This window comes from Pseudomonas petroselini (genome assembly GCF_045037875.1).
Lineage (GTDB): Bacteria > Pseudomonadota > Gammaproteobacteria > Pseudomonadales > Pseudomonadaceae > Aquipseudomonas > Aquipseudomonas petroselini.
Genome location: NZ_CP173614.1, coordinates 6,536,377 through 6,559,001 on the forward strand (window position 1 = coordinate 6,536,377; position 22,625 = coordinate 6,559,001).

The following is a 22,625-nucleotide window of genomic DNA, read 5'->3' on the forward strand; positions in this document are numbered from 1 at the left end:
CAGGAACACCGACCATGATTCGCACCGCCCTTGCCGCCAGCGCTATGCTTCTCGCCCTCTGCGGCACCGCCTTGGCCGCCGACAACGCCGCCTTGAAAAAATGCATGGACAGCGCCAATACGACCGCAGACATGGTCGGTTGCAACGCCAAGGAAACCAAGGTGCAGGATGCGCGCCTGAACAGGGCCTACAAGACCGCCCTCGCCGCCCAGGAAGGCGCGCGCAAACAGCAACTGCAAGACGTGCAGCGCCTGTGGATAAAATACCGTGACGCCAATTGCGGTTTCGCAGGCTCCGCCACCGGCGGCACCCTCGACCAGGTCAACGGCTCCGGCTGCGTGCTCGACATGACCCAAACCCGCGCCCAAGAGCTGGAAGACCTGGTCGGGCCATAACTGCACAAGCCGACCTCCCGTGGCGAGGGAGCTTGCTCCCGCTGGGCTGCGCAGCGGCCCCAAAAACCTTCGCGGCGCTGCGCTCTGCAGACCAGCCCGGTAAGGCGGGAGCGGCTCAATCAGTCGTGGTGAACCTTGGCACGCTTGAGCAACTTCTTGCAGCGCTCGGACAAATGCAGCACCCGTAAGTGCTTGCCCGCCTTGGTGTAACGCTCACGCAGGGTCATCAAGGCGGCAATCGCTGAATAGTCGACAAAACTCAGGTGACGGCAATCCAGCGTCACCTGGTCCGGGTCGTTGGCCGGGTCGAATTGATTCAAAAACGGCGTGGTCGAGGCAAAGAACAACGTGCCATGCAGGCGATAGAGCTTGCCGCCATCGGCTTCCAGGTGCTCATCCGCATACAGCTCCCGCGCTTGTTGCCAGGCGAAATTCAGCGCCGCAATCACGATCCCGCACAGCACCGCCGTGGCCAGGTCGGTGAACACGGTGATCACCGTCACCGCGATGATCACCAGCACGTCATTGAGCGGCACCTTGTTGATCACCCGCAGCGACGCCCAGGCAAAGGTCTGCTGGGACACCACGAACATCACGCCCACCAACGCCGCCAGCGGGATCCGCTCGATCAACGGCGACAGGAACAGAATGAACAACAGGATCATCACCCCGGCAAACACCCCGGAGAAACGCCCGCGCCCGCCGGAGCTGAGGTTGATCACGGTTTGCCCAATCATCGCGCAACCGCCCATGCCGCCGAATACGCCCGAAACCATGTTAGCCGCGCCCAGCGCCACGCTTTCACGGTCCGGGTAGCCACGGGTCTCGGTGATTTCATCGGTGAGGTTGAGGGTCAGCAGGGTTTCCAGCAGGCCGACCATGGCCATCAGGAACGCGTAGGGGGCAATGATGCCCAAGGTTTCCAGGTTCCACGGAATCTGCGGTAGCGCGAAGGTCGGCAGGCCGCCGGCGATGTGGGCCATGTCACCCAACGTGCGGGTCGGCAGGCCGAGCAGGTACACCGCCAGGCCGACGCCCAGGATCGCCACCAGCGCGGGCGGCACGGCGCGGGTGATGCGTGGCAGCAGGTAGACGATGGCCATGGTCACCAGCACCAGGCCGGTCATCACGTACAGCGACGTGCCCGTGAGCCAGTGTTCACCGCTCTTGAAATGCTCCAACTGCGCCAGGGCAATGATGATCGCCAGGCCGTTGACGAAGCCCAGCATCACCGGATGCGGCACCATGCGCACCAGCTTGCCCAGGCGCAGCAGGCCGAAGGCGACCATGATCAGCCCGCCCAGCAATACCGTAGCCAGCAGATACTCCACGCCGTGCTGAACCACCAACGCGACGATCACCACCGCCATCGAGCCTGCCGCACCGGACACCATGCCAGGGCGACCGCCGAATAACGCGGTCAGTGTGCAGATGATAAAGGCGCCATAGAGCCCCATCAGCGGGTTGAGGTGAGCCACAAGGGCGAAGGCGATGCATTCGGGCAGCAGCGCAAAAGACGTAGTGAGGCCGGCCAGGGCATCGGCGCGCAGACGGGTGAGGTTCATGAGGTACCAGGGTCATGCGGGGGATAAGGCGGGGAATGGTACGGAATTGCGGCGAGGGGAGCTAGTCAGGGAGACCAAGTCGAACCCATCGGGGGCAAGCCCCCTCCCACAGTTGACCGAGTTCCACGCTTGGAATGCCAACACATGTGGGAGGGGCGTGCCACAGATGGCGACACCTCGGACTAGGTGAACATCACACCATTTCGTGGCGAATCCACTCCACGACCGACGTACGCTTGGGCACCCAGCCCAGCAACTCACGGGCATGCTTGCCACGCACCCGGCTGTTGGAGCCCAAGCCATAGTTGGCCATTTCATAGCCCCACTCGGCTTCAGCGTCGGCCAAAGGCCAATCCTGCGGTTTGCCCAGGTTCAGGGCTTCGGCAATCGCGGTGGTCATGTCGATAAACGACGCCTCGCCACTTTCCACGAAGTAGAAGGTGCCCGGCACGTTCTTGGTCAGTGCCAGCAGGTACAGCGCCACCACGTCATCGATGTGCACGTTGGACCAGATGTTCTGCCCGCTGCCCACATGACGCACCACGCCGCTTTTGCGTGCCTGCTTGAGCAGACGCGGCAATTGCACGCTGTCGCGCTTCACGCCCAGGCTGTGACCGTAGATCAGGGTGTTGCAAATCACCGCTGAATTCACGCCGTCCTGGGCCGCCGCCAGGATCAGGTTGTCGATGGCCACGCGGGCAGCCTTGTCGACGGTCGGCTCCGGCAGATTGTCTTCAACGTAGATGACATCGCTGGACTTGCCACCCGACGCATCACCGACAATGCTCGAACCGCTGGTGTGCAGGAACGGCTTGTTCGAGCCCTGCAATGCCGCCAACAGGGTTTCCACGGCGACGCGATGGTCGCTGCTCGCGGCATTGATCACCGCGTCGGCCTTCTGCGCTTGTTCGGTCAACACGGCGTCGTCGTCAAGGGTGCCGATCACCGGGGTGATGCCCAAGGCGGTCATCTCAGCCGCTTGCTCAGCGCTGCGCACCAGGCCGGTTACCGTGTGGCCAGCCTTGACCAGGCCGGTGGCGATGGAACCACCGATAAAACCGGCGGCGCCGGTAACGAATACGTTCATGGAGAGTGCTCCTGACTGGGTAAGTGATGAGCTCAGTATCAAGGGCTCATCCCTGACGAATAAGCCCCTGCAGCCCAATTCACTCTTGCGTGCAGATCACGAATCAGCAGGCATACCGCGCCAGTTTGGCCTGGATAAAGTCGAGGAAACACTGGATGCGCAACGCCAACTGCGAGTTGCGATAGAACACCGCGTGGATCGGCTGGCGATAACCGCTGTTGAACGCCTCCAGCACCGGCACCAGGCGACCGGCGTCAATATCGTCGACGGTCATGAAGTTCGACAGGCAGCAGATGCCCTGTCCTTCCAGCGCCAATTGCCGCACGGTTTCGCCGCTGGACGCCGCCACGCGGGGCTGGATCAACCAGCGGTCGCCTTCCACATGGCGCAGCGGCCAGTGGTTGAGGGTTTCGGTCTGGGTGAACCCCAGCAGCGTGTGGCCCGCCAACTCGGCGACCGTGGTTGGCGTGCCGTGTTGCTTGAGGTACTCGGGGCTGGCGAGGATATGCAACGGCGTAGAACCGAGCGCGCGCGCATGCAGGGTGGAGTCAGCCAGGGCGCCAATGCGAATGGCGATGTCCGTGCTCTGTTCCAGCAGGTCGATGATCAAGTCATCGCTGTTCAGCTCCAGCAGGATCTCCGGGTAGAGGCTGCGAAACTCGGCGATGTACGGCACGATCCCATGCAGCATGAACGGCACGGCAGCATTGATGCGCAGGCGCCCCGCCGGTGTCTTCTGGCGCGACGACAGGCGCTCTTCCAGCGCCTCCATCTGCGCCAAGATCACCTTGGCCTGTTCGAAGAAGTACTTGCCCTCCTCGGTCAGGTCCATGCGCCGCGTCGTGCGGTTGATCAGCGTGGTGTCGAGCTTGGCCTCCAGGCGCGACAAGGTGCGGCTGACCGCCGATGGCGTCTGCCCGACCTGCTCGGCGGCAGCGGAAATCGAACCGCATTCAATCACGCTGACGAAGATCTGTAGCTCATCGGATCGGGCTTTCACGGGCGCGCCTCGTTATCGGTTCACAGCAGCTTACACCGAGAAATTGAACACCTGCGCCAGATGCTGCTCGTAGCGCACCACATGAGCCTCGATCGCCGGGCGCTTCATCACGTCCCACTGATCAGCAGATGGCCGCCGAGCAACGCCATGCCGATGAAGAACACGCGCTTGAACAACAGCGCACTGATGCGCTGGCGCACCACTTGGCCCAGCCACATGCCCAACAGTGCCGGCACCAGCGCCAGCAATGACGCGTTCAGCTCTCCACCGCCCAAAGTGCCGCGCCAGGCCAGACCGGCAGCGAGTGCCAGCGTCGACACGGTGAATGACAGCCCCAGCGCTTGCACCAACTGATCACGGCTCAAGCCGAGGGCTTGCAGATACGGCACGGCAGGAATCACAAACACACCGGTCGCCGAGGTGATGATGCCGGTGATCCCCCCGCACAGCGGGCCCAGCCAGCGTTCGGTGTGCGGCGCTACCTTGAACGAGGGCAGGAACAAGCCGCTCAGTGCATACACCAGCAACGCCCCGCCCAACGCATGAACGACCCAGCCACCCCCGTCCATGCCCAGCCATAACGTGCCAAGCCCGGTGCCGAGGAAAATCAGCAGCAGCATCGGCCAGAGGCGCTTGATCAAGGCGCTCAGGTGACCGCCGAATGCCAGTTGCCACAGGTTGGTGACGGTCGAGGGAATGATCAGCAATGCGGCTGCCTGCGCCGGGAGCATAGCCAGGCCGAGCAGGCCCATGGCGACGGTGGGCAGACCGAGGCCGATCACGCCTTTGACAGTACCGGCCAGCAGGAAGGTGCCGATCACCAGCAGCGTCAAGGCGGGGCCGATATGTTGGTAGAACGCGAGGAAGGTATTCATGGGCGGATTGTCGAGCATTGAGGCGCGTTGGAAAATGCGCCATATACTGAGGCAGAATCTCGTTTTGCCTGAGGCTGGTGCCCATGCACTTTGACCTGATAGACCTGCGCCTTTACCTGCACGTCGTCGACACCGGCAACATCACCGCCGGGGCGGCCCGCAGTCATTTGTCCCTGGCCGCCGCCAGTGCGCGTATCCGTGCAATGGAGGCGTCGCTGGGTATCGAGTTTCTTCAACGCGGCCGCCGTGGCGTCACACCCACGCCCGCCGGTAAAGCCCTCGCCCGTCACGCCCGGCTGTTGCTGCAACAGGCCGAACACCTGCAACAGGACCTGGCGGAATACGCCAACGGCGTCAAAGGCCAGGTGCGCCTGCTGTGCAACACCACCGCCCTCAGCGAATACCTGCCCGAACTGCTGGCGGACTTTTTGCGCGAGCATCCCAACCTCGATATCGACCTGCAGGAGCTGCCGAGCCTGCGCATTACCCAGGCCTTGCGCCAGGGCACGGCAGACCTCGGGATCATTTCCGACGCCATCGACACCCACGGCCTGCAAACCCTGCCGTTTCGCGATGACCCGCTGGTATTGATCATGCCGCTGGACCATCCGCTCACCACGCAACACGTGAGCTTCATCGACAGCCTTCAACACGACTACGTCGGCCTGGCCGCTGACAGCGCCCTGGCGGTGTACCTGGAAGAACAGGCGCTGCATGCCGGTTTCCGCTTGCAGACACGCATCCGTGCCGAGGGGTTTGATGGGGTGATTCGCATGGTCGCCCGTGGCGCCGGCCTGGGTATCGTGCCCCAGGCGGCACTGGAGCGTTGGCATTCAGAACGTTGCTTCAAGGCCCAGCCGCTCACGGAGGGCTGGGCCTGTCGCCGGTTACTGCTCTGCGCGCGCGCGTTCGAACACCTGCCCGGTTACGCCAAAGCCTTGTTCGACGCCTTGGCCCTGCCCTTGCGGAAAAACCCGTAGTACACCGCCGACAGAATCAGCAGGAACGGCACGCCAAACACCAGGGTCATCTTGAACGCCTCGGTGAAATAGGTGGTGACCATGACCGCGCCCATCAGCACCAGGCCCAACAGCGTGCTGTAGGGAAACAGCCGCAGTTGGAACGACAGCTTCGGCCCGCCATGGCGCCTGCGGTAACGGCGGAAGCACAGGTGCGTGAGGAAGATCATGAACCAGGTAAAGATCGCGCCAAACATCGAGATCGCCATCATCAGGGTGAACGAGCTTTCCGGGTACACCACGTTCAGCAAGGTCGCCAGGGCAATGCCCGAGCTGGACAGCAGCAACGCGTTCAGCGGAATGCCGCTCTTGCTCAAGGCGCCCATGGACTTGGGCGCAAAGCCGGCGCGGGACAGGCTGAACATCATGCGCGTGGTGATGTAAAGCTGGCTGTTCATCGCCGACAGCGCCGCGATCAGGATCACGAAATTCATCACCCCGGTGGCGCCGGGAATACCAATGGTCTGCATCACTGTGACGAACGGGCTTTGGGTCTGCCCGGCCTGGTTCCACGGCACGATGGCCAGCATCAGCGCCAGGGTCAGCAGGTAAAATACCACCAGGCGCACGATGGTCGCGCGGAAGGCTTTTTTCACCGCCTGTTCCGGATCCGCCGCTTCACCGGCGGCCACCGCGATCATCTCCACACTCAGGTAGCTGAAGATCGACACGATCACCGCGATCCACATGCCGCTCAGGCCATGGGGGAAAAAACCATCGTGGGCCGTGTAGTTCTGCACGCCGTAGTCCGGGTTGCCGGAACCAAACACCACGTACACGGCAAGGAGGATGAAGCCGACGATGGCGCTGATCTTGATCGTCGAGAACCAGTATTCGAAGTTACCGAAGGTCTTCACGCTGATGGCGTTGAGCAGGATCAGCACGCTGGAAAACGACACGATCCACACCCATTCCGGCACGTTGGCGAACCAGTACTTCATGTACATCGCCACCGCCGTAACCTCGGCGCCCACCGCCAGCACAATCGCCGCCCAGTAGGCGTAGCGCACCAGGAAACCGGCCAGCGGGCTGATGTAGAACTCGGCGTAGGCGCCGAAGGAGCCCGAGGTGGAATGGGCCACCGTCATCTCCGCCAGGCACCCCATCAGCAGCAACGTGATCAACGCGCCGATGGCGTAGCTCACCAGCACACTGGGCCCGGCATAACCGATGGCGTAGGCGCTGCCCATGAACAGCCCGGTGCCGATGGCGCCACCGATGGCGATCATGCTCATCTGGCCGGAAGTGAGCTGGCGCCGCAGGCCCAGTTCGCGGTGGGTGATCTCGGCAAAGCCCTTGTCTGGCGTGGTCACGTGGTGTGCCCCTTTATTATTGTGATTGCACCGTTTGGATATTCACGCAGATCCCCTGTGGAAGGGGGCAAGCCCCCTCCCACAGTTTGATCGGCGTTGTGTCAGGTGACGCTATTACGGACTTTGAATTGCGGTTGGTCCCAGGTGCGGTTGTCGAGGATGTCGCCCAGGATTTCGACGGCATCAAACACTTCGGTAAAGCTTGTGTACAACGGCGTAAATCCGAAACGCATGATGCGCGGCTCGCGGTAGTCACCGATCACGCCACGGGCGATCAAGGCCTGGATCACCGCGTAGCCTTCAGGGTGCTCGAAGCTCACATGGCTGCCACGCCGGGCGTGCTCACGCGGGGTGATCAACACCAGTTCATGGGCCGCGCAACGCGTTTCCACCAGCGCAATAAACAGGTCGGTCAACGCCAGGGATTTGCTGCGCAAGCTGGCCATGTCGGTCTGGGCAAAAATCTCCAGGCCGCACTCCACCATCGCCAGCGAGGTGATCGGCTGCGTGCCGCACAGGTAGCGTGCGATACCGGCACTCGGTGCGTAAGTCGATTCCATGGCGAACTGCCGGGTGTGCCCGAACCAGCCCGACAGCGGCTGACGCACCAGGTCCACCAACGCCGGGTTGACCCACACAAATGCCTGGGAGCCCGGGCCACCGTTGAGGTACTTGTAGGTGCAACCGATCGCGTAATCGGCACCGGCCTGATGCAGGTCGATGGGCACTGCGCCCGCCGAGTGCGCCAGGTCCCAGAGGCTCAACGCGCCACACTCATGGCTCAAGGCGGTCAGCGCCTGCATGTCGTACATGTAGCCGGTCTTGTAGTTGACGTGGGTGAGCATCACCACCGCCACGTCTTGGTCAATGGCCTGGGGCAATTCGTCCGGGCTGTTCACCAGGCGCAAGGAATAGCCGTGTTGCAGCAGTTCGGCCAGGCCCTCGGCGATGTACAGGTCGGTGGGAAAGTTGCTCGCCTCGCTGACGATCACCTTGCGATTCGGCTGGCGTTGACGCTGCACGCTCAACGCGGCGCTGAGCACCTTGAACAGGTTGATGGAGGTGGTGTCTGTAATCACCAGTTCGCCGTCACGCGCACCGAGCAGCGGTGCCAGGCGGTTGCCCAGGCGCTGGGACAAGTCCGCCCAACCGGCGCTGTTCCAGCTGCGAATCAGGCCATTGCCCCACTCTTCGACAATCACCGCCTGCGCCCGCGCCAACGCCGCCACCGGACGGGCACCGAGGGAGTTGCCATCGAGGTAGATCACCCCCTCGGGCAAGGCGAACTGACTGCGCAATGGCGCCAGCGAGTCCTGCGCGTCGAGGGCTTGGCAATGGCTTCGAGTGGTCATGGGCTGTCCTGGTTTTTATAAGTAAGAATGGACCAAATTTTGAACGAAGTTTTAGAGAATTTTCGTGCAAAGTGACGGGCAACAGGCTAATTAAGCTGTAGGAAATTCGAATTTAACCCCCAAACACGCGGATTTATTCTAACCATGATTCTCGACGCCACCGACCTGCGCCTCCTGCATTTCCTGCAACAGGATGGCCGCATCAGCAACCAGGAACTGGCGGAAAAAGTCGCGCTGTCGCCCTCCGCGTGCCTGCGCCGTCTGCGTCTGCTGGAGAGCGAAGGCATCATCTGCGGCTACCGCGCGGTGCTGAATGCCGAGCAGTTGGGGATCGAGCTGGAGGCCATCGTGCACCTGTCCCTGCGCCAGGATGTGGAGGATTGGCACGAGACGTTTATCAAGAAGGTGCAGGGCTGGCCGGAAGTCGCCAGTGCGTATGTAATCACCGGTGCCAGCAACTATGTGCTGCGGGTGCAGGCGCGCAACCTCAAGCACTTTTCGGACTTTATCGTGAACCACCTGAACCGCACGGCGGGGGTGATGGATATTCGCTCGGAGATTGTGTTGCAGAAAATCAAGGATAGGGATGAGGTGTTGGACCTGGTGGTACGCAAATAACCGCAACACCATCGGTCAAATGTGGGGGCTTGCTCCCGATAGCGGCGTATCAGTAGACCTATCGGTGACTGACACACTGCTATCGGGAGCAAGCCCCCTCCCACACTTTTTGACCGCGTTGATCAATCTTCCAGGGCACGCACGCGTTGCATGCGCTTCTGCTCCACCGGGGCATCCGCCACCTGCAACTCAAAGTCAAAATCAATCTGCGCAAACCGCCCTTCCACGCCAAACTCGCGCGCCAGCTGCGGATCCTCACTGAAGCGAATCTCGGCGATCAACTCATCCCGCGTCGCGTAGGCAAAATCGTCATGCAGGTACGGGTCGTCCGAGAGGTTGATCTGCGTGGTCAGGTGCCGATGCCCCGGCGCCGAAATGAAGAAGTGGATATGCGCCGGCCGCTGCCCGTGGCGTCCCAGTTGATCGAGCAACTGCTGAGTCGGCCCGGTCGGCGGGCAGCCGTAGCCGGATGGCACGATACTGCGGAATCGGTAGTTGCCCTGGGCATCGGTCTCGATGCGTCGGCGCAGGTTGAATTCGGATTGCGTCGGATCAAACCATGAATACGTACCGCCGGTGTTGGCCTGCCACACGTCCACAATCGCGCCCGCCAACGGCTTGCCGTCGGTGTCGCGCACCTGCCCACGCATGAACAGCGGCACCGCGTCGTCCTGGCCATCGTCCAGCCGCGCCTCGACCTTCGATAACGGCGCACCGGCCACATACAGCGGGCCTTCGATAGTGCGCGGGGTGCCGCCGGATTTACCGGCTTCTTCATCAGCGGCGTCCATCAGCAAGTCCAGATAATGCTCCAGGCCCAGCCCGGCGGCGAGCAGACCGGCTTCCTGGTGCTTGCCCAGCTCATTAAGGTAATTGACCGCCTTCCAGAACTCTTCCGGGGTCACGTCGAGGTCTTCGATGATGTTCACGGTGTCGCGCAGGATCCTATAGATCAGCGCCTTGGTGCGCGGGTTGCCGGCGTCGTTAAGGTTGCCGCTGGCTTCTTCGAGAAACTGTTGGGCATGGGCAGTCTGGGACAGTCGGGTGGACATGGTGCATTCCTCATCTTGTCATTATTGGGTGCATCACCGACCTAGCGGTCGTCCTCATGGATCGACGACGGGTGCCGGCACAGGGCGTTCACTTCGATGGCCATGTAGGGGTAAAGCGGCAGTTGCATCAGCAGGTCGTGCAGCTCTTGCACGCTGTCGACGTCGAACACGCTGTAGTTGGCGTAGTGCCCGGCGATGCGCCACAGGTGGCGCCACTTGCCTTCCTGTTGCAGGCGCTGCGCCAGGGCCTTTTCATCGGCCTTGAGGCTGGCAGCGCGCTCGGGGTTCATGTCGACGGGCAGGTTCACGGTCATTTTTACGTGGAACAACATGACGGGCGCCTCTTAGTGTTTGTCACGACGGAAGAACGCCAAACGCTCTTCATCAATGGCCAGGCCCAGGCCCGGTGCGTTGGAGACATGCAGTTGGAAATCGCGGTACACCGGTGGCTCGGTGAGGATGTCTTCGGTTAGCAGCAGCGGGCCGAACAGTTCGGTGTCCCACGCCAGTTTGTTCAGCGTGAGGAAAGCATGCGCCGACGCCAGTGTGCCGATGCCACCTTCGAGCATGGTGCCGCCATACAGGCCGATCCCCGCTGCCTCGGCAATCGCCGCGGTGCGCAACACCGCGCGCGGGCCGCCGTTCTTGGCGATCTTGAGGGCGAACACCGACGCCGCGCCTTCGCGGGCCAGGTTGAACGCATCCTCGACACACTCAATGGATTCATCCGCCATGATCGGCGCCGGGCTCGACAAATTAAGCCGCGCCATGCCGCCACGGTTGTTGCGTGAGATGGGCTGTTCGATCAGGTCGATGCCGTTGTCGCCGAGCACCTTGCACGCCCGCAGTGCCACTGCTTCGTCCCAGGCTTGATTGACGTCAACGCGCACACTGGCGCGGTCACCCAAGGCCTTTTTGATCGCGAGCACATGGGCCAGGTCATGGCTGACTTCGCCAGCACCGATTTTCAATTTGAAGATGCGATGGCGGCGCAGCTCGAGCATCTTTTCCGCCTCGGCAATGTCCTTTTCGGTGTTGCCGCTGGCCAGGGTCCAGGCCACCGGCAGTGCCTCGCGCACGCGGCCACCGAGCAGTTCGCTGACCGGCAGGTTCAGGCGCTTGCCAAGGGCATCGAGCAAGGCGCTTTCGATACCGGACTTGGCAAACGTGTTGCCACGGATGCTGCGCTCCAGGCGCAACATGGCGGCGTTGATATTGCTGGCGTCCTGGCCGATCAGCAGCGGCGCGAAGTGGCGGTCGATGTTGACCTTGATGCTGTCGGGGCTTTCATTGCCGTAACTCAGGCCGCCAATGGTGGTGGCTTCGCCGATGCCTTCGATGCCGTCGGCGCAGCGCAGGCGGATGATCACCAAGGTCTGGTTTTGCAGGGTGTGCATCGCCAGCGTGTGCGGGCGAATGGTCGGGAGGTCGACAATGATCGTGTCGATCGACTCGATGGGGCAAATCGGCATGGCTATACCCGCTGGGTTCTTTTTAGGTTTGAGCCGATTCTGTCCCGTATCTTTAAAGGCTTCCAATATAGAATGGGTCTCAAGCAATACCCTCAAGGTATGAAAGGAGCCATTATGGAACTGCGTCACCTGCGCTATTTCCAGGTGCTGGGGGAAACCCTGAATTTCACCCGCGCCGCCGAACGCCTGCACATCGCCCAGCCGCCGTTGAGCCGACAGATCCAGCAATTGGAGGATGAGCTGGGCGTCATTTTGCTCGAACGTAGCCGACCGCTGCGGCTGACCGAAGCCGGACGGTTTTTCTATGAACACGCCAATGCGCTGCTGGAACAACTGAACAAGGTCTGCGACAACACGCGACGTATCGGCCTGGGTGAAAAGACCTGGCTGGGCATCGGCTTTGCGCCTTCGACCCTGTACGGCGTGCTGCCGGAGTTGATTCGGCGACTGCGCAGCCATGAGGCGCTGGAGCTGGAGTTGGGGCTGTCGGAAATGACCACCTTGCAACAGGTTGAAGCGCTCAAGGCTGGGCGAATCGATGTGGGGTTCGGGCGGATTCGTATCGACGACCCGGCCATTGTCCAGCGCGTGCTGGTCGAGGACCGGCTGGTCGCCGTGCTGCCCGCTGGCCACCCGCTGCTGGGCGCGCCGGCCACGCTGGCTCAACTGGCCGCCGAACCGTTTGTGCTCTACCCCGGCAACCCACGCCCCAGCTATGCCGACCATGTGATCGCGCTGTTTGATGCCCATGGCTTGGGCCTCAAGGTGGCGCAGTGGACCAACGAGTTGCAGACCGCCATCGGCCTGGTCGGCGCCGGCATGGGCGTGACGCTGGTACCCGCCTCGGTGCAGGTGCTGCACCGCGCGGATATTGGCTATACGCCGATTGTGGAGGCCACGGCGACGTCGCCGATCATTCTCAGCCGGCGGGTGCATGATCAGTCGCCAGGGTTGAGTCATTGCCTGCAACTGGTGGAAGAGTTGATCTAGCCACGCAGGCGGCGCGCATCATTGCGCTGCAACGTCTGGCTCGGCGATTCATCGAACAGCTTGCGGTACTCCGCCGAGAACCGTCCCAGGTGGGTTAAGCCCCAGCCCAGGGCGATCTCGGAGATGGTGCGGGTGGAGCCGTGCTCAAGGATTTCCTGGCGCACGGCGCCTAGCCGGTACTTCTTCAAATAGGCCATGGGCGACAGGGCGAAGTATTTGCGAAAGGCATCGAACAGCTTGAAACGCGACACCCCCGCAGCGGCTTCCAGGTCTTCCAGGTGCACGGCTTCGCGGGCGTTGTCGTGGATGTACTGGCGCGCACGGATCAGGTAATGCGGCAGCTTCACGCCGAGGACATCGCGCAGTTCTTCGGAGTAGTTGTTCGGCTGGGCCAGGATCAGGCCCTTGATCAGCGAGCTTTCCAGGTCACGGGTAAAGGCAGCCTGCTCATACAGCTCGCTGCCGTGCTCCAGCTCGGCGATGAAGTAACGCGCCATGCGCCACCACGACGCCGACGCCCCCTCTACCGCGTCCATCACCGACTCAAAGCGCAACGGCGCTTCAATGGGCCGTTGCAGCAAACCTTCCAGCGACTCACTCATGGCCGCGCGCGTGATCACCACCTGCAACTTGCGGCAGTCGCCGGAGATCGCGAGCACCTGATGCTCGTTGGGCGAGATGATCACGCCCTGGTCGCGGTTGGAACTCAGGCGTTCACCGTTCTTGCTCAGTTCCTGCTCACCCACCAGGGGCAGGCTCAGGCTGTAGCTGCTGAAGTGCTCGGCGTCTTCGATGTCGATGGTCACGTCCGTGCCGTACTCGATCACGCCCAGGGTGGTGGCGCGGGACTTGAACACGTTGGCACTGTGGTGAAAACGCAGGCGCTCAGGCGTGGCGGTGGCCAGGCGATGGGGCCCGCAAATGCCGGACATCCAGCTGCGGGCGCCTTCCAGGTCGAAGCGTTGAATCGTTTGGCTGCTCATCAGGGTGCACCCACGGCGGTTAGGCTGTTGCGCGCTCTGGCGGCGCGTCGTTGGTGTAGGACAGCAAGTAATGCGCCACGCCAGCGCAATGGCCACTGGGTGGATAGCAACGGTCGATTAAGTGGATAAGAAGCGGTCTTTTCCGACAGTTGCCCTGCCAGACAGTAGCGCATCCCGTCACCGTGCTGCACCGGGTTGGGTATTTGCTGCCCATTTTTCGGCCCAGGTTCCCCCATTAAGCGGATAGCCCGCGCCCTGCCCCGCTGCCTCTAATAAACCACCGATTAGCCCCTATCAAAAAGGTGCCTCCCATGAGTGGTGCAAGAAGCGTCGAGCAGTGGAAAACGTTTATCGAAGGCTGCCTGGACTTTCGCCCGGCAGACGAAGTATTCCGTATCGCCCGCCACATGTTCACCGAGCCGGAACTGTTCGATCTGGAGATGGAACTGATCTTCGAAAAGAACTGGATCTATGCCTGCCACGAAAGCGAACTGGCCCATAACCACGACTTCGTAACGATGCGCGCCGGGCGCCAGCCGATGATCATCACCCGCGATGGCGAAGGCCGGCTCAATGCGCTGATCAACGCCTGCCAGCACCGTGGCACCACCCTGACGCGGGTCGGCAAAGGCAACCAGTCCACCTTTACCTGCCCGTTCCATGCCTGGTGCTACAAGAGCGATGGCCGACTGGTGAAGGTCAAGGCGCCGGGGGAATACCCGGAGGGCTTCGACAAAGCCACACGCGGCCTGAAAAAGGCGCGTATCGAGAGCTACAAAGGCTTTGTGTTCATCAGCCTGGACGTGAAGGGCACCGACAGCCTGGAAGACTTCCTGGGCGATGCCACCGTGTTCTTCGACATGATGGTCGCGCAGTCCGCTACCGGTGAGCTGGAAGTGCTGCCCGGCAAATCCTCCTACACCTACGACGGCAACTGGAAACTGCAGAACGAAAACGGCCTGGACGGTTATCACGTCAGCACCGTGCACTACAACTACGTGGCCACGGTGCAGCATCGCCAACAGGTGAACACCGAGCATGGCGCTAGCGCAGGCAGCACCCTGGACTACAGCAAGCTTGGCGCCGGCGACGCCAACACCGATGACGGTTGGTTCGCCTTCAATAACGGCCATAGCCTGTTGTTCAGCGACATGCCCAACCCCAGCGTGCGCTCCGGCTACGCCACCATCATGCCGCGCCTGATTGAAGAACACGGCCAGCAAAAAGCCGAATGGATGATGCACCGCCTGCGCAATTTGAATATCTACCCGAGCCTGTTCTTTCTCGACCAGATCAGCTCGCAACTGCGCATCATCCGCCCCGTGGCGTGGAACAAGACCGAGATCATCAGCCAGTGCCTGGGGGTGAAAAACGAGTCTGACGCCGACCGTGAAAACCGCATTCGCCAGTTCGAGGATTTCTTCAACGTGTCCGGCATGGGCACGCCGGATGACCTGGTGGAGTTCCGCGAAGCCCAGCGCGGTTTCCAGGGCCGGCTTGAACGCTGGAGCGATATCTCACGCGGCAGCCACCGCTGGGAAACCGGCCCCACGCCGAACAGCGAAGCCATCGGCATCCAACCGGCGATGACCGGCACCGAATTCACCCACGAAGGCCTCTATGTGAACCAGCATCGCAACTGGCAGCAGTTCCTGCTCAAGGGCCTCGATAACCAAGCGCTGAAATTGCGGGAGGTGGAATGATGAATGCGCAATTGCAGTACCAGATCGAGCAGTTCTTCTACCGCAAGTCCGAGCTGTGCGATGCGCAGGACTGGGACGCCTATGTGCAGCTGTTCGACCCGCAGAGTGAATTCCACCTGCCGCAGTGGGACTCGGAACACGTCTACACCCGCGACCCCAAGCGCGAGATGTCGCTGATCTATTACGCCAACCGTTCGGGCCTGGAAGACCGCGTATTCCGCCTGCGCACCGGCAAGGCGGCGTCGGCCACGCCGATGCCGCGCACGTTGCACCTGATCAACAACGTGCGCATCGCCGAGCGGGCGGATGGCAGGCTGGAGGTGAAACTGAACTGGCACACGCTGTTCTATCGCCTGGCCACGTCGGAGCAGTTTTACGGCCACGCCACTTACACCCTCAAGCCTGATGGCGACAGTTGGTTGATCACCCGAAAGCACGCGCTGCTGCTCAACGACACCATCAACTCGGTGCTGGATTTTTATCACCTCTAAAGCGCCCTTGTTGTGGTAGTGAGCGGGCTTTTTGTGGTGGTGATCGGGCTTGTTGTGGTGAGCGGGCTTGCCCCGCGCTGGGGCGCGCAGCGGCCCCTGGTGCAGGCACTACGGCTTGACTGGAGAAATGCGGTGACTTTATTGGGGCCGCTACGCGCCCCAGCGCGGGGCAAGCCCGCTCACCACAAAAAGCCCGCTCACCACAACAGGCCGTGCGTACGTTATAAATAGGCAGAGAACAACACATGAATCACAAAGTGGCCTTCAGTTTTGCCGACGGCAAGACCCTGTTTTTCCCGGTGGGCGCGAATGAAATCCTGCTGGATGCAGCGCTGCGCAACGGCATCAAGATCCCCTTGGATTGCCGCGAAGGGGTGTGCGGCACCTGCCAGGGTCGCTGCGAATCCGGCGACTACAGCCAGGACTATGTGGATGAGGAAGCCCTCTCCAGCCTCGACCTGCAACAACGCAAAATGCTCAGTTGCCAGACGCGGGTGAAGTCCGATGCGACGTTCTATTTCGACTTTGACTCGAGCCTGTGCAATGCGCCGGGACCGGTGCAGGTACGCGGCACGGTGAGCGCGGTACGGCAGGTGTCGACCAGTACGGCGATCCTGCAGGTGCAGTTGGATCAGGCGCTGGATTTTCTACCGGGCCAATACGCACGGCTGTCGGTACCTGGCACCGACAGTTGGCGCTCGTATTCCTTCGCCAACCTTGCGGGCAATCAATTGCAGTTTTTGGTGCGACTGTTGCCCGACGGGGTGATGAGCAACTACTTGCGCGAGCGCTGCCAGGTGGGCGATGAGCTGTTGATGGAAGCGCCCCTGGGCGCCTTCTACCTGCGTCACGTCACCAAACCCTTGGTGCTGGTGGCAGGCGGAACCGGGTTATCGGCCTTGCTGGGCATGCTCGACGAACTGGCCGCCAATGGCTGCGACCAACCCGTGCACCTCTACTATGGCGTGCGCGGTGCCGAGGACTTGTGCGAAGCGGCGCGCATCCAGGCCTACGCCTCAAGCATCGCGGACTTCCGCTACACCGAAGTCCTTAGCGCCCCCTCAGCGGATTGGCCCGGCAAGCGCGGCTACCTGACCGAGCATTTTGACGTGGCCGAATTGCGGGACAGATCGGCGGATATGTACCTGTGCGGTCCCCCGCCAATGGTCGAATCCGTCCAACAATGGCTGGCGGATCAGGCACTTGATGGCGTTCAGTTGTATTACGAAAAGTTCACGCAGAGTAATATCTGACCCTCAGCACTTCTGAGGGGCTGATGCGGCGTGCACTCAACCCTGAGAAAAACAAGTAGAAGGGAATGTTAATGGCGGATGACATGGTTAACCCGGTAGGCCTCAAGCGTGGCCTGAAGAACCGGCACATTCAACTGATCGCCTTGGGAGGGGCGATTGGTACGGGGTTGTTCCTCGGCTCGGCCGGGGTACTCAAGTCGGCGGGGCCGTCGATGATCCTGGGCTACGCGATTGCTGGTTTTATCGCGTTCCTGATCATGCGCCAGCTCGGCGAGATGATCGTCGAAGAGCCGGTAGCCGGTTCCTTCAGCCACTTCGCCCACAAATACTGGGGCGGCTACGCAGGCTTCCTGGCGGGCTGGAACTACTGGGTACTTTACGTCCTGGTGGGCATGGCCGAACTGACGGCGGTGGGCAAGTACATCCAGTTCTGGTGGCCGGAAATCCCGACCTGGGTCAGCGCACTGGTGTTCTTCGTGGCGGTGAACCTGATCAACACCCTGAACGTGAAGTTCTTCGGTGAGGCCGAGTTCTGGTTTGCGATCATCAAGGTGGTGGCGATTGTCGGCATGATCGCGCTCGGCTGCTACCTGCTGTTCAGCGGCACCGGCGGCCCACAAGCCTCGGTCAGCAACCTGTGGAGCCACGGCGGGTTCTTCCCGAATGGCGGCATGGGGCTGTTGATGTCCATGGCGTTCATCATGTTCTCGTTCGGTGGCCTGGAGCTGGTAGGCATCACCGCTGCCGAGGCCAGCGAGCCGCGCAAAGTGATCCCGAAAGCGATCAACCAGGTGGTGTACCGGATCCTGATTTTCTACGTCGGCGCCCTGACTGTGTTGCTGTCGCTGTACCCGTGGGACCAACTGCTGCAAACCCTCGGCGCGTCGGGCGATGCCTACAGCGGCAGCCCGTTCGTGCAGATCTTCTCGCTGATCGGTAACGACACCGCCGCGCACATCCTCAACTTCGTGGTGCTGACCGCGGCGCTGTCGGTGTACAACAGCGGCGTGTACTGCAACAGTCGCATGCTGTTCGGCCTGGCCGAGCAAGGCGATGCGCCAAAGGCGTTGATGAAACTCAACAAGCAAGGCGTGCCGCTGCGGGCGCTGGCGATTTCGGCACTGGTGACGATGCTGTGCGTGGTGGTCAACTACGTCGCGCCACAAAGTGCCCTGGAGTTGCTGTTTGCGCTGGTGGTTGCCTCGCTGATGATCAACTGGGCGCTGATCAGCATCACCCACATCAAGTTCCGCAAAGCCATGGGCGAGCAAGGCGTGACGCCGTCGTTCAAGACCTTCTGGTTCCCGTTCAGCAACTACCTGTGCCTGGCGTTCATGCTGATGATCATCAGCGTGATGCTGGCGATCCCAGGGATTCGTGAGTCGGTGTATGCGATGCCGGTATGGGTGGGGATTATCTATGTGGCCTATCGGTTGCGGATGAGAAACGCGAAAGTAGCCGTGGCGCAATAACCCCTGTGGGAGGGGGCTTGCTCCCGATGGCAGAGTACCAGTCAACCTATTAAGTGACTGACACTCCGCCATCGGGAACAAGCCCCCTCCCACATTTGTTTAGAGCGTTGAGCGTACTCGCCATAGCTCGGGGAAGAGCACGGTATCGAGCATCTTGCGCAAATACCCCACACCTTCCGTGCCACCGGTTCCTGGCTGGAAGCCAATGATCCGCTCCACCGTGGTCACATGGCGGAAGCGCCACTGGCGGAACGAATCCTCCAGGTCGATAAACTTCTCGGCCAACTGATACAAATCCCAGTAACGGTTCGGGTCGCGATACACCTCCCGCCACGCCGCCTCCACGGACTCATCGTGAACCGTCGCCGCCGTCGGGTCACGCTCGGCACGCTTGGGATCAATCGCCAGGCCCGCCTTGATCATCAGGTTGATCGCCTCGTCATACAGCGACGGCGTGGCAATCGCCACTTTCAGCTCGTTCAACAGCTCCGGCCGGTGGGCGTGAGGCCGCAACAGCGCCGCACTTTTATTGCCGAGGATAAATTCGATCTCGCGGTACTGGAACGACTGGAACCCCGACGACTGCCCCAGGAACGGGCGGATGGCCTTGTACTCCGACGGCGTCATCGTCGCCAGCACCGCCCAGGCGTGCACCAGTTGATCGAAGATCCGCGACACCCGCGCCAGCATCTTGAACGCCGGCGGCAATTCGCCCAGTCGTACGTGCTCGCGGGCAGCCTTGAGTTCGTGGAGCATCAGTTTCATCCACAACTCGGAAGTCTGGTGCTGGATGATGAAGAGCATTTCGTTGTGGTCCGGCGACAGCGGGTGCTGGGCGCTGAGGACTTTGCCCAGGTCCAGGTAATCGCCGTAGCTCATGGACTCGGAAAAATTCAGTTCGGCGTTATGCCATTCTTCGGGCGGCTGGTAATCAGCAGAGAAAGGACATTGGCTCATCGCGTGGGCTCCTTGAGCGGACGGAGAATGGCGCGGACCGGGCTCGCGTCCAGGTGGGCAAAACGCAGCGGCAGCGCGATCAGTTCATAGTCGCCTTCCGGTACGTCATCGAGCACGATGCCTTCAAGAATCGCCATGCCATGGCGGGCCACGGCGTTGTGGGAATCCATCGTCTTGGACTGCTGCGGGTCCAGCGAGGGTGTATCGATACCGATCAGGCGCACCCCCAGGCTGGCCAGCAGCTCGATGGTTTGCGGGGCAATGGCAGTGAAGTCCGCATCCCATTCGGTCAGCGGCGCTTGTGGATAAGTGCGCAGCAACACACGCTCGGGCACGTTATCCACACGCCCTTCCAACTGATGCGGCTGCACCAACGCGCCGCTGTCCAGGCAATGCAGCACCCGACACGGCCCCATGTACACGTCCAGCGACACTTCACCGATCGGTGCACCGTCGGCGCTGTAATGCAGCGGCGCATCCACATGGGCGCCGGTGTGCGGCGACAAGGTAATGCGCCCGACATTCACCGGGCACTCCGGGCCGAACTGCCACACGCGCTCTTCCTGGAACGGCGTGTCTCCCGGCCAGGTCGGGGTCGCCGTACTCAAGGGCGGGCTGATATCCCACCACGTTTTTATTGGGTTCATTTGCAGGCTCTCGGCGGTTACTGGGGTGAATGATACGAGGGCCAGCTGCGAATTTTCTTGCGAATTCTGGCGTGAAGCGGGAAATCTTTCGCACTTACTGCGAGGAAATAGCGGATTGGTGATGGGTTATATCAAATAAATACCGCTGCGCTTCTGGGCATCCCGATGTCGAGTTCAGACCACTGGTGCAACGCCCAAGGCCTTAGGGTGGATCTTTCCATTCACTGCCTCGGAGTCATCATGTCCAAGCCCATCACCGTACTGCGCGACACCCACCCACTGCCGGTCCTGGACGCGTGCAAATGGGAAAAGCTCGAAGGCGACCCGCACACCGTCAACCTCAACGCCTACACCAGCGAAGACGGCAGCAAGATCATGGGCACCTGGATCTGCACACCGGGCAAGTGGTACGTGGACTACGTGAAGTGGGAATACTGCCACTTCCAGGAAGGCTACTGCATCATCACGCCAGAAGGCATGGAGCCGATTCACCTGCGGGCTGGGGATATCTTCGTGGTGGAACCGGGGATGAAGGGAACGTGGGAAGTGGTCGAGACGGTGCGTAAGTATTTTGTGTTTGCTTGACCCGCTATGCCTTGGCGCACTGAACACGGATTCGGCCCAGTGCGCTCTTTAAGGCCCAAACTCATGGCGTATTAAGTGCTTTCCTACAGGCCTTCCGTGGGCTGATCGACAAGATCTGGACTGACTTCATCAAGCGAATTGAACAGTCGCCAGAGGGTAATCATGATCCGTACCGCGCCCCCAACTGCCTGGCCCTCAGTCATCCACCAACCGCCAGACCCGGTCAGCCAAATTGCCAAAAAGCAGGTGTTTCCCAACTCCTGCGGCGCGGCTGCCCTGCTGTGCGCGGCCAAAGAACTGGGGGTCGATAAAATCCCGGTTCTTACCGGATCAATGTCTGAGCATTTAGGCGTCGACACACTGGAGTTGGACAATCGTTGTGAAAGCGACCTGTACAGGATCACCAGCGGCTGCACAACCGTCAGGCACGGGCAGACCGACCTGGAACAAGCCGGTTATTCGATGCCGGACAGTCTTGTCATCGCGGGAAGGCTTTTGGGCTTGGACATGAAGGTGGAAAAGAACCCGGGCATGCTTGTCGCCGGGTTGAACTGGCTTTATCCGACGATCGAAAACAAGCTCAGAGGAATTGGCTGCCCTATTGACCTGCCGGGTCCCGCACTCGACAGCAACGAGGTAAAACTAGAGGCCATGGCGGTGTCGTGTGTCGGCTTGCCGATTGGATTGCACTGGGTGGTACAGCGGGCAGACGGCAGCTATATGGATCCCGCAACCGGCGAGAACCAAAAAAACTTTTCCGCGTTGAACAACAGGCTTAAAAAAGCCGCGGGCAGGGCACTCGGCTATTACCCTTCGGGGATTTCAATCGTTGCCAAATTGGCCCCCTTTAACACGGGTGTAAAAGCCGGGAGCCAGCCTTACGCCGGCCCCCCTCCCCTTAATTGGTTTTAAGGTAGCTGTTGATAATCGCTGAAAAGTCCTTGCCCCCCTCCCCGCGCTGGCTCATCGCTTGATACAGCTGCTGGGCCACGGCGCCGAGGATCACCGGCTGGTGCACCTGGCGCGCCGCTTCGGTGGCCAGGCCCAAATCCTTGAGCATCAGGTCGGCACCAAACCCGCCGGTATAGCCACGGGACGACGGCGCGGTTTCAATCACGCCAGGCCATGGGTTGTAGGTGTCGGAACTCCAGCAACGCCCGGTGGAGCTGTTGATAATTCCCGCCAGCACTTGCGTGTCGATACCCAGCGCATCGCCCAGGGCCATGGCCTCGCTGACGCCGACCATGCTGATGCCCAGCAACAGGTTGTTGCAGATCTTGGCGATTTGCCCGGTGCCCACCTCACCGCAATGCACGATGTTACGGCCCGTCTGCGCCAGCACCGGTTGCAGGGTGGCGAACAGTTCCGGGGTGGCGCCGACCATGAAGGTCAGCGTCCCTGCGGCGGCGCCGCCGGTGCCGCCGGAGACCGGGGCGTCGGCTACGACGACACCTTGCTTGGCCGCCGCAGCCGCTACGTCACGGATGGTTTGCGGGTCGATGGTGCTGCAATCCACCGCCGGTACACCTTTGCCGATACCGGCCAAAACGCCGTCGTCATTCAGCCATACGCTGCGCACATGCGCCGCCGCCGGCAGCATGGTAATCACCAGCTCAGCGTCTTTCGCCGCATCGCGTGGTGAAGCGCTGATGGTGCCGCCCAGCTCGGCCAGTTCCTTGAGCACCGTCTGGTTCAAGTCGAACAGGTTCAGCGCGTGGCCGGCCTTGATCAGGTTGCGAGCCATGGGCGCGCCCATGTTGCCCAAGCCGATAAATGCAATCTTCATGGTCGTCTCC

Annotated in this window: 23 protein-coding genes and 1 pseudogene; 10 read left to right on the forward strand and 14 right to left on the reverse strand. The window is 61.4% G+C overall.

The genetic code is table 11. The features are described 5' to 3' along the window. The first annotated feature begins 14 nt into the window (after positions 1-14). The gene (locus ACI512_RS30270; protein WP_236382536.1) at positions 15-395 is read left to right on the forward strand and encodes a lysozyme inhibitor LprI family protein; all 381 of its coding nucleotides are present in this window, start codon (positions 15-17) and stop codon (positions 393-395) included. A gap of 119 nt (positions 396-514) precedes the next feature. On the opposite strand, the gene ACI512_RS30275 is transcribed toward ACI512_RS30270, so the two are convergent. The 5 genes and pseudogenes from ACI512_RS30275 to ACI512_RS30295 all read right to left on the reverse strand — a co-directional run bounded on the left by ACI512_RS30275 (position 515) and on the right by ACI512_RS30295 (position 4,922). After that, positions 515-1,960, reverse strand: coding sequence for a SulP family inorganic anion transporter (locus tag ACI512_RS30275; protein ID WP_236382526.1), 1,446 nt, complete (start codon positions 1,958-1,960; stop codon positions 515-517). 193 nt (positions 1,961-2,153) lie between these two features. Continuing rightward, positions 2,154-3,047 carry an NAD-dependent epimerase/dehydratase family protein gene (locus ACI512_RS30280; RefSeq protein WP_043205888.1) on the reverse strand — a complete coding sequence of 298 codons (894 nt, stop codon included), beginning with the start codon at positions 3,045-3,047 and terminating at the stop codon, positions 2,154-2,156. Between the two features lie 103 nt (positions 3,048-3,150). Beyond that, on the reverse strand, positions 3,151-4,047 hold the full coding sequence (locus tag ACI512_RS30285) for a LysR family transcriptional regulator (protein WP_046035186.1): 897 nt from the start codon (positions 4,045-4,047) through the stop codon (positions 3,151-3,153). A 30-nt stretch (positions 4,048-4,077) separates the two neighbouring features. After that, positions 4,078-4,161: pseudogene (locus ACI512_RS30290) on the reverse strand (NADPH quinone reductase MdaB); the annotation flags it as partial. Continuing rightward, positions 4,155-4,922, reverse strand: coding sequence for a sulfite exporter TauE/SafE family protein (locus tag ACI512_RS30295; protein WP_064055222.1), 768 nt, complete (start codon positions 4,920-4,922; stop codon positions 4,155-4,157). The gene ACI512_RS30295 and the pseudogene ACI512_RS30290, both read right to left, overlap by 7 nt. Positions 4,923-5,005: 83 nt before the next feature. Here ACI512_RS30295 and ACI512_RS30300 point away from each other — a divergent pair, with 83 nt between their 5' ends. Continuing rightward, positions 5,006-5,902, forward strand: coding sequence for a LysR substrate-binding domain-containing protein (locus ACI512_RS30300; RefSeq protein WP_236382524.1), 897 nt, complete (start codon positions 5,006-5,008; stop codon positions 5,900-5,902). Here the strand turns inward: ACI512_RS30300 and ACI512_RS30305 are convergent. Together ACI512_RS30305 and kynU are read right to left on the reverse strand one after the other, a co-directional pair. After that, on the reverse strand, positions 5,848-7,254 hold the full coding sequence (locus tag ACI512_RS30305) for an amino acid permease (RefSeq protein ID WP_231810133.1): 1,407 nt from the start codon (positions 7,252-7,254) through the stop codon (positions 5,848-5,850). The two genes, ACI512_RS30300 and ACI512_RS30305, sit on opposite strands and share 55 nt — an antisense overlap. 101 nt (positions 7,255-7,355) lie before the next feature. Then, positions 7,356-8,606: a kynureninase gene (gene kynU, locus ACI512_RS30310; RefSeq protein ID WP_236382565.1), complete on the reverse strand. Its 1,251-nt coding sequence runs from the start codon at positions 8,604-8,606 to the stop codon at positions 7,356-7,358. Positions 8,607-8,750: 144 nt separating this feature from the next. On the opposite strand from kynU, the gene ACI512_RS30315 reads away from it, so the two are divergent. Continuing rightward, positions 8,751-9,224 (forward strand): Lrp/AsnC family transcriptional regulator, encoded by a 474-nt coding sequence (locus ACI512_RS30315; protein WP_015885860.1) that lies wholly within the window; start codon positions 8,751-8,753, stop codon positions 9,222-9,224. A gap of 122 nt (positions 9,225-9,346) precedes the next feature. Here ACI512_RS30315 and catA read toward each other — a convergent pair whose 3' ends face one another. From catA to ACI512_RS30330, 3 genes are read right to left on the reverse strand one after another with little or no spacing between them, the layout of a single operon-like run. Continuing rightward, on the reverse strand, positions 9,347-10,276 hold the full coding sequence (gene catA, locus ACI512_RS30320) for a catechol 1,2-dioxygenase (protein WP_015885861.1): 930 nt from the start codon (positions 10,274-10,276) through the stop codon (positions 9,347-9,349). 41 nt (positions 10,277-10,317) lie between these two features. Next, entirely contained in the window at positions 10,318-10,608 is a 291-nt protein-coding gene (catC, locus tag ACI512_RS30325) for a muconolactone Delta-isomerase (RefSeq protein WP_236382650.1), read from the reverse strand. Between the two features lie 12 nt (positions 10,609-10,620). Continuing rightward, positions 10,621-11,748, reverse strand: a complete 1,128-nt coding sequence (locus ACI512_RS30330; RefSeq protein WP_405121477.1) for a muconate cycloisomerase family protein — start codon at positions 11,746-11,748, stop codon at positions 10,621-10,623. 114 nt (positions 11,749-11,862) lie between these two features. On the opposite strand from ACI512_RS30330, the gene ACI512_RS30335 reads away from it, so the two are divergent. After that, entirely contained in the window at positions 11,863-12,738 is an 876-nt protein-coding gene (locus ACI512_RS30335; RefSeq protein WP_015885864.1) for a LysR family transcriptional regulator, read from the forward strand. Here the strand turns inward: ACI512_RS30335 and ACI512_RS30340 are convergent. Further along, a complete protein-coding gene (locus ACI512_RS30340; protein ID WP_236382647.1) occupies positions 12,735-13,721 on the reverse strand; it encodes a helix-turn-helix domain-containing protein in 987 nt (328 codons plus the stop codon). The genes ACI512_RS30335 and ACI512_RS30340 overlap by 4 nt on opposite strands. Positions 13,722-14,032: 311 nt before the next feature. Between ACI512_RS30340 and antA the strand changes: the two genes are divergently transcribed. The 4 genes from antA to ACI512_RS30360 all read left to right on the forward strand — a co-directional run bounded on the left by antA (position 14,033) and on the right by ACI512_RS30360 (position 18,640). Next, a complete protein-coding gene (antA, locus tag ACI512_RS30345; RefSeq protein ID WP_236382645.1) occupies positions 14,033-15,424 on the forward strand; it encodes an anthranilate 1,2-dioxygenase large subunit in 1,392 nt (463 codons plus the stop codon). Continuing rightward, entirely contained in the window at positions 15,424-15,915 is a 492-nt protein-coding gene (gene antB / locus ACI512_RS30350) for an anthranilate 1,2-dioxygenase small subunit (protein WP_236382643.1), read from the forward strand. Before antA ends, antB begins: the two co-directional genes overlap by 1 nt. 245 nt (positions 15,916-16,160) lie before the next feature. Beyond that, a complete protein-coding gene (gene antC / locus ACI512_RS30355; protein ID WP_231810123.1) occupies positions 16,161-17,168 on the forward strand; it encodes an anthranilate 1,2-dioxygenase electron transfer component AntC in 1,008 nt (335 codons plus the stop codon). Between the two features lie 71 nt (positions 17,169-17,239). Beyond that, positions 17,240-18,640: an amino acid permease gene (locus tag ACI512_RS30360; protein ID WP_064055205.1), complete on the forward strand. Its 1,401-nt coding sequence runs from the start codon at positions 17,240-17,242 to the stop codon at positions 18,638-18,640. A 99-nt stretch (positions 18,641-18,739) separates the two neighbouring features. Here ACI512_RS30360 and kynA read toward each other — a convergent pair whose 3' ends face one another. Together kynA and kynB are read right to left on the reverse strand one after the other, a co-directional pair. Beyond that, entirely contained in the window at positions 18,740-19,597 is an 858-nt protein-coding gene (gene kynA, locus ACI512_RS30365; RefSeq protein WP_015885870.1) for a tryptophan 2,3-dioxygenase, read from the reverse strand. Beyond that, positions 19,594-20,244, reverse strand: coding sequence for an arylformamidase (gene kynB / locus ACI512_RS30370; RefSeq protein WP_015885871.1), 651 nt, complete (start codon positions 20,242-20,244; stop codon positions 19,594-19,596). Before kynB ends, kynA begins: the two co-directional genes overlap by 4 nt. 240 nt (positions 20,245-20,484) lie before the next feature. Between kynB and ACI512_RS30375 the strand changes: the two genes are divergently transcribed. Further along, complete coding sequence (locus tag ACI512_RS30375) at positions 20,485-20,829, forward strand: cupin domain-containing protein (protein WP_015885872.1); 345 nt, start codon at positions 20,485-20,487, stop codon at positions 20,827-20,829. A 162-nt stretch (positions 20,830-20,991) separates the two neighbouring features. Further along, positions 20,992-21,741: a hypothetical protein gene (locus tag ACI512_RS30380; RefSeq protein WP_185753836.1), complete on the forward strand. Its 750-nt coding sequence runs from the start codon at positions 20,992-20,994 to the stop codon at positions 21,739-21,741. Here ACI512_RS30380 and mmsB read toward each other — a convergent pair. Beyond that, complete coding sequence (gene mmsB, locus ACI512_RS30385) at positions 21,728-22,615, reverse strand: 3-hydroxyisobutyrate dehydrogenase (protein WP_405121478.1); 888 nt, start codon at positions 22,613-22,615, stop codon at positions 21,728-21,730. The two genes, ACI512_RS30380 and mmsB, sit on opposite strands and share 14 nt — an antisense overlap. Between the last annotated feature and the right edge of the window lie 10 nt (positions 22,616-22,625).